The 6,112-nt window shown below is 57.4% G+C and carries 5 protein-coding genes; 2 read left to right on the top strand and 3 right to left on the bottom strand.

Features of this window, described 5'->3' with window-relative positions; genetic code table 11:
• The first annotated feature begins 357 nt into the window (after positions 1–357).
• Positions 358–1,266, top strand: a complete 909-nt coding sequence (gene trfA / locus EYW47_RS11695) for a plasmid replication initiator TrfA (RefSeq protein WP_133194999.1) — start codon at positions 358–360, stop codon at positions 1,264–1,266.
• An 81-nt stretch (positions 1,267–1,347) separates the two neighbouring features.
• On the opposite strand, the gene EYW47_RS11690 is transcribed toward trfA, so the two are convergent.
• A complete protein-coding gene (locus tag EYW47_RS11690; RefSeq protein WP_133194998.1) occupies positions 1,348–1,857 on the bottom strand; it encodes a DUF4365 domain-containing protein in 510 nt (169 codons plus the stop codon).
• 600 nt (positions 1,858–2,457) lie between these two features.
• Between EYW47_RS11690 and EYW47_RS11685 the strand changes: the two genes are divergently transcribed.
• Entirely contained in the window at positions 2,458–4,299 is a 1,842-nt protein-coding gene (locus EYW47_RS11685; protein ID WP_133194997.1) for a hypothetical protein, read from the top strand.
• A 78-nt stretch (positions 4,300–4,377) separates the two neighbouring features.
• Here the strand turns inward: EYW47_RS11685 and EYW47_RS11680 are convergent, their stop codons facing one another.
• Positions 4,378–4,581: a helix-turn-helix transcriptional regulator gene (locus EYW47_RS11680; protein ID WP_133194996.1), complete on the bottom strand. Its 204-nt coding sequence runs from the start codon at positions 4,579–4,581 to the stop codon at positions 4,378–4,380.
• 138 nt (positions 4,582–4,719) lie between these two features.
• Positions 4,720–6,066, bottom strand: coding sequence for a tyrosine-type recombinase/integrase (locus tag EYW47_RS11675; RefSeq protein ID WP_133194995.1), 1,347 nt, complete (start codon positions 6,064–6,066; stop codon positions 4,720–4,722).
• Positions 6,067–6,112: the final 46 nt, after the last annotated feature.

The following is a 6,112-nucleotide window of genomic DNA, read 5'->3' as shown; positions in this document are numbered from 1 at the left end:
CCCGGAAGACCGTACGCAGCCCGCCCTGGCAAGCCGATTCACACGGGGCACAGACACACGCGGCCCTCGCAGGCGGCAAAACTTCCATCTGCGGCGGCGAGCGAAGCGAGCTGAATTAATCCTCCAAGCCCCTTGATTGAATATCTCTTACTTATGTATTGCCGTCCACGAAACGGCAAATGTCCCGGTATTTGCTCGTCGTTTTCACACACCTCCCAGCCACAAGTCCCCGCTTCCTAGCCAAAAGTCCCCGCCGCGTCAGCCTCAAGTCCCCACGACCCCGGCATGAGCTGTCCTCCGACATATACTCACTGCCGTCCGTCGGGCGGCCATGTAACCCCAACGACGGGAAAGCAGATGACCTCAATACAGGACGACACACTGTCAACGTGGCACAAGTTGCCGCTCAAATACGGACTGAGGAACAACCTCGTCACCGCGCACGCTCTCGCGCGCAGCGCCATCTTCAGCACCCAGATTTACCGGTGCCATGCCGAGCGCCCCTTGTACCTCGAAAAGACACCGCTCACTTCGACGAGCGACATCGAGGTCTTCCAGACCGCCGGTCATCAACTCGACCAGGGTGACGCCGATGTCTTTTACGAACTTCTCCGGCGCGTATTCGCCAGCGAGTGTGAAATGCAGCGCGAATCCCGCGTTTGTTTCAATCGCGCTGAACTGCTGAAGGCGCTCGGCCGCAGCTCCGGCGGCAAGACCAGAAAGCTTCTGGACGAATCGCTTGACCGCCTCTTCCGCGCGGAATTCGAGTTTTCGGTGCCGGGGCTTTTCACTGGCAAGTCGAGGCTGATTCTCAAAATGTATCGCCGCGACAAAGAATCGGCTGCGGTTTTCGACTTTGACGTTTTGCTCGACATCGAGCTGGCCAGGCTCTTCGACCGCAAGCAGTGGGCACTTCTCCGGCAGTCCCAACGGCAACTCCTCGAGGGAAATCCACTTGCGAGAGGCCTACACGCCTTCTATTCGACGCTTGTTTCCCCGTACCCCATGTACCCCGAAACCCTTAAGCAGCTGATGGGAAGACAGACGATGCAGGAAAGCAAGTGGCGCGCGGCGCTGCTCACCGCACTCGACAAGCTCAAGCGCGCGACCGGCTGGACGAAATGTGAACTGGAAACGGAAGGCAAAAATGCCGGGAAAGTCGTCGTGGTAAGAGACACGTCGTCACAGGTGCGAGCACCAGTTCGCACGTCGGAGACGCCGGCACCGGACGAAACCGAAGTCTTGGACACATGCTACGACATATAATCAAGCCTCGGCGGTGGATTTCCTCGTCCTCGGCCAACTTATCCACTTCGCTGTCCATGCACGAGACATCCGCTTCGGAAACTACAGCGCTGCCACATTTTCATGTGCTTCGCATATACCGATGATGCGCTGGACCAGTTCATCGGCTGAACTGCACCGGTAAGGCGCAAAGCGGTCCGCGCTGCCGTCCGACTTGTTCGGACGGATGACCCATTTGCTTGCGCTATTGCGCGCGAGGTCTGGCAACGTCGACATGGGAATCAGCCAAGTCACCAAAAAACCTGTCAGCTCCTCGTTGCAGAGCCCCGCGACCAGATACGCTCGACGCGACTCATTGAAGGTCGTTTTCCGGACTTCAAAATGGGCCTGATTTCCGCGCTCTTTGGTGCCGGGCTTGTAAAGGGTGACGGTTCGGCACTTCAGCTGGATAGCGACTGATTGCCCGGTCGCCTTGTCCCAGAACAGACAGTCAATGCCGTCGTCATCTGCCAAGGGCTGAAACGGTGAAAGCCGGCCGCGGCTCCCCTTCATGACCGCGTTGACCAACAGATTCTCGCCGATGGTGCCAATTTGGGTGGAAGTGAGGAGCATGCGCGGAGGTCAAGAGACGCGATGCGCCATTGTCCTGGCAACCAGTGGCTCTTGCCAAGCCTCAAAGCACCGGCATCTGTTGAAGGACTCAGAGCGGCAGGTGCCTGGCGCAGAGCAATGAACCGTGTGTGGACGACAGTGGCCAGCTATTTCGGGCCAGTGGTGCTGGCCCAATGCGAACTCGTGGTGTGCTTTGAAAACGTCAACTTCGCTCTGACAGAAGCCGAAAGGCCGCGCCTGACGCGCGGAATCCCTGCGTTCACGCAGGGAGCACAAACATGCGCGACTCCGCTTCGTAAGTTAGTGACACGCCTGTTATTCGAGCTATACCGAATGCGAGTCAACGATGCCCGACTCCGGTTTTCAGGTATGAAGAGGACAGGTTAATGAGCGATAGAGCACGTCTCTTACCATGGCGATGCTCGATAGAAATTGCATATAATCGTTTTAAGTCAGAGACTTACGACGATGGATAATTTGCTCATACCGGTCTCTCTTAATAGCTCGCGGAGACGACCAATCCAGGCAGTCCGGGCAGACAAACGCAAGATACGTATGTCTGCAGTTTCAACTCTAACCTTCCGGGAACTCTCGGAGGAAATGGACAAGCGCGTGGCGGAAGGTGAAACTCCCGCCTCGGCACTCCCAAACCTGAAGTCCGCCCTCCGGGCGTTTCTGGCCAGCTTCGGCGTATCCACAGAAGACATAATTGGTTCGCTGCTGCGCCGCTCCTACTACCGCAATCTTCGCACTCACGTAGAGAACCTGCAGGCCGAAGGTCGCGATAAAAGCTATATCGCAAACCGCAAGAGCTTGATGGGCAAGTGGTGCTCACTGGTAACCCATCTCGACCGCGTCGCGGCGGCCACTGCCAACTCTATGTCGCCGTTCCAGTCGATGCTGGACGAGCTCCTCACGCAAAGCCAGACGACTGTCGCCGGGTTGGCGAGAGCGGCCGGCATTACGAAAGCGACACTCGGCGGCTGGGTGAAGGGAGCGTTGCCGAATCCCCGTTCCGTTCCTTCATTGAAGCGACTTGAGCGGTTCTTTGCTTTGGAACCGAATACCTTAATTACGCTGGCATTTGAGCGTCAGTATTTCAGACCGCTCGAAAGCACGCCAACGAGAAAGATTCCCTATCGCGAGCGTTTGGCGAGCAACTCGAAGGACCCGTACCGCCTGAAGCAAATCTCCGACTCCCTGGCGCAAGAATGGTCGGAATTTGTTGTTCACAAGACAGAAAAGCTGCCGGACCTTCGACGGCATGCGCGTGGTGTTTGGGTCACGACAGACCTGATAACCGAGGGAGAAACAGAGCGCAACTGGTACTGCTTCTCCAAAGGGAAATACGTTCCCACAGCAAGCGTCGTCTGGCCACATGTGACTGCTTTTCTCGGATGGCTTAGTCGCGCGCGAGAACTCGGCGGTGCCGGGCTACCCAGCGGCGATGTTCAGACGCTCGCCTGGTATTCCAACAAACGAATGGTTCATCGATACATGAAATGGTTGATTGAGCGTGCGGACGGCAAGATGCACGAAGGGGTGCTCGACGTTGCCAAGTTTGTCGCAGCGCTCAACCACCCCGTGCATGGCTATCTTACTCAAATGCCAGAGTTGCAGTCGCAACTCCCGGAAGCTTACCGACCTAAGGAGTGGCGCGACGCCTGCCAGGAAGCCTACGCGTGGGCCTCGGAGACGAAAAAAAATCTCTCTGTTGCAGGAGTTGAGCATTCGAGGGAGCCAATGGCGCCCATCAAAAGTGTGCTCGAGCTTGATGACCCGTTGCAAGCCGTCGCCGACATGATTGCGCGAATGAAGAGTTGCCGACCGACCACGGGCGGTGCTGACGAGGCCGTCTGGGCGCGAGACATCGTCCTCGTAAAACTGATGGCGTCGAACCCATTGCGTGCAAAAAACATGAAGCTGCTGACCTATCGTGCCGACAATAGCGGCGACCTTTATCGGCGGCCAGACGGTAGTTGGTTTATCCGCATTGAGAAGCGGGCATTCAAGAATGCCAGGGGTGCCGCAAAAAATCGGGACTACGATATGCCGGTCAATCATGCCGTTTGGCGCGACATAGAACGCTATCTGAAAGTCTATCGACCCATGTTGCCCGACGCGAACAAGGTGGATTACGTTTTCTTGTCCTCAATGGACGAGAAACCGGCCGGCTACATTGGCATATGGAAATCCCTGAACCGTCGGATTTTCTTTCTGACTCGCCGCTACTTGTGGGACTGCCCAGGTATTGGAGCACATGGCTTCCGTTACATCATTGGCACCGCCACGCTCAAGCGGGCGCCAGGAGCCTGGGATGCAGCTGCAGCGGTTCTCCATGACGAGGTCGAGACCGTAAAGGCACACTACGCGCATCTTCGCAGCTGCGACGGCGGCGCCTTCGTGCATAACCTGCTGGACGCCGCATTTTCAAGAATGTGACGGAGCTGGAAGACCGGGCAGCGTACTCGCCACCCGGTCTTTCTTTAGACGGCATGCCTGGAAGTACAGATTAAGTCGTTAATTGACTGGACTGCTGTCCGACGCGCCCTGAGTGACAAGTTGCTGAATATCGCTCGCCTTCCAGGCCACGCACCGGGGGCCGAGTGAAACCGGCGGCGGATAACGACCACTTTTCACCCCTGCGTACCAGGTTGCACGGGAAACCGGAATACGCGCCAACACTTCAGGCAAGCGCAACAGTGAGTCATGCTGAATTTGCATGAGCCTAGCTCCAATAAACGCCCTGCGGATATTTCCTCAATCCACGAATCGGTCGTGGATTAACTGCATCAATTTTTCCTCAAAGCTGCCGGAGTCGGGCTTGCCGGCACCTGTCATCCAATGCGAACGCGCGACGCGCTATCGGCCCTCGCGGTTGCGAATAAGCAACCGGGGTTCAGCCGCTACGTCCGGCTCAAGGCCGTCGCGCAGCCGGTCAAGATAGTCGGCCCATTGCTGCATCATTTTTTTCCGGTCATCCAGAAACCGTGTCCGGTTATAGGCTCGCCCCAATACATCTGGGACACGGTGGGCCAGCTGGTGCTCAATGACGTCTGGCGCGAAACGCAACTTTTCGTGCAGGATAGTACGTGCCATTGCCCTGAATCCGTGGCCGGTCTGCTCTTCGCGGGTACTTATCCCGGCGCGCTGCAATGCCCGGTTCACCGTGGCATCCGACATCGGCTGCGTTTTGTCATCCCTCCCGGGAAAAACAAACTCTCCTCGCCCTGTCAAAGGATAGAGCTCGCGCAGGATGGCAACCGCCTGCCTCGGAAGCGAAACAATATGCGGCTCCTTGCCTTTGCTCACGACAAAACGCCACTCGGCTGCTCCGAGATGCACCTCATGCCATCGCATCGTTCGAAGGTCGCCGGGCCTGCAGAACAGATAGGGGATAAGCCTGAGCGCACATTTGACCGGAAACGTCCCACTGACCGCCTCCATCCTGCGCAGCAGCTGACCTACCTGCTCCGCTTCGGTGATGGCAGCGAAGTGGCCGGGCGTTGCTGGTGGCAACGCACCTTTCAGATGAGCGGCAGGATTATCCCGGGCGAGGCCGGCCGCTACAGCGTAGCGAAACACCGCAGAGCAATTCTGCATCGCCCGATGGGCCGTATCGCGCGCGCCTCGCTCCTCGATTCTCCGAAGGCACGCCAGTATCTCAGGAGCCGTGATTTCCGAGATGGGCTTCTGTCCCAGCCACGGAAGGATGTCGTTTTCTAGGCGGGCCTTGACCTTGATACGATGGGACTCGGCCTTATCCGACATCATCCGCGCGTACCAGTCGTTGGCAACAGCCTCGAAAGTGCTGGCTGCCTCGACTTGTTTCGTGGTCGCGAGCAGCTGTTTGTTTGCACTTGGGTCAACGCCTGTTCTCAGCAGCTTGCGTGCGGCGTCTCGCTTCTCGCGTGCATCCCTCAGCCCGACACTGGAGTCCGACGTTCCATACGCTCCCAGAGCCAGCCGTTTCTCCTTTCCCTGGAAGCGATACTTCCAGCGCCAGAGCTTCGAACCATTGGGGAACAGCTCGAGATAGAGGCCGCCGCTATCGTGCATGCGATAGGACTTGTCACGCGGCTTTGCGTTTTTAATTGCGACGCCCGTGAGCGGACTGCGAGCAGCGCGCTCAACTTCAGTTGAATGCTGAACCGGGAAAAGCGCCACCACGTTGGGCTGGCGAATAACAAAGTCATGCAGATTTTGCATATGACCATCTCCACAATAAAGCCCCTGGAGATATGTCCTCAATCCA

Source organism: Paraburkholderia silviterrae, from assembly GCF_004353915.1.
Lineage (GTDB): Bacteria > Pseudomonadota > Gammaproteobacteria > Burkholderiales > Burkholderiaceae > Paraburkholderia > Paraburkholderia silviterrae.
Note: the sequence above shows the minus strand (reverse complement) of the source record. Positions and strands in the feature narration are given on the sequence as shown.

What these genes read in the sequence shown, in the direction of transcription:
- EYW47_RS11680 (WP_133194996.1), bottom strand. Translation starts at nt 4,581, where the DNA reads ATGCAAATTCAGCATGACTCACTGTTGCGCTTGCCTGAAGTGTTGGCG.
- trfA (WP_133194999.1), top strand. Translation starts at nt 358, where the DNA reads ATGACCTCAATACAGGACGACACACTGTCAACGTGGCACAAGTTGCCG.
- EYW47_RS11690 (WP_133194998.1), bottom strand. Translation starts at nt 1,857, where the DNA reads ATGCTCCTCACTTCCACCCAAATTGGCACCATCGGCGAGAATCTGTTG.
- EYW47_RS11685 (WP_133194997.1), top strand. Translation starts at nt 2,458, where the DNA reads ATGGACAAGCGCGTGGCGGAAGGTGAAACTCCCGCCTCGGCACTCCCA.
- EYW47_RS11675 (WP_133194995.1), bottom strand. Translation starts at nt 6,066, where the DNA reads ATGCAAAATCTGCATGACTTTGTTATTCGCCAGCCCAACGTGGTGGCG.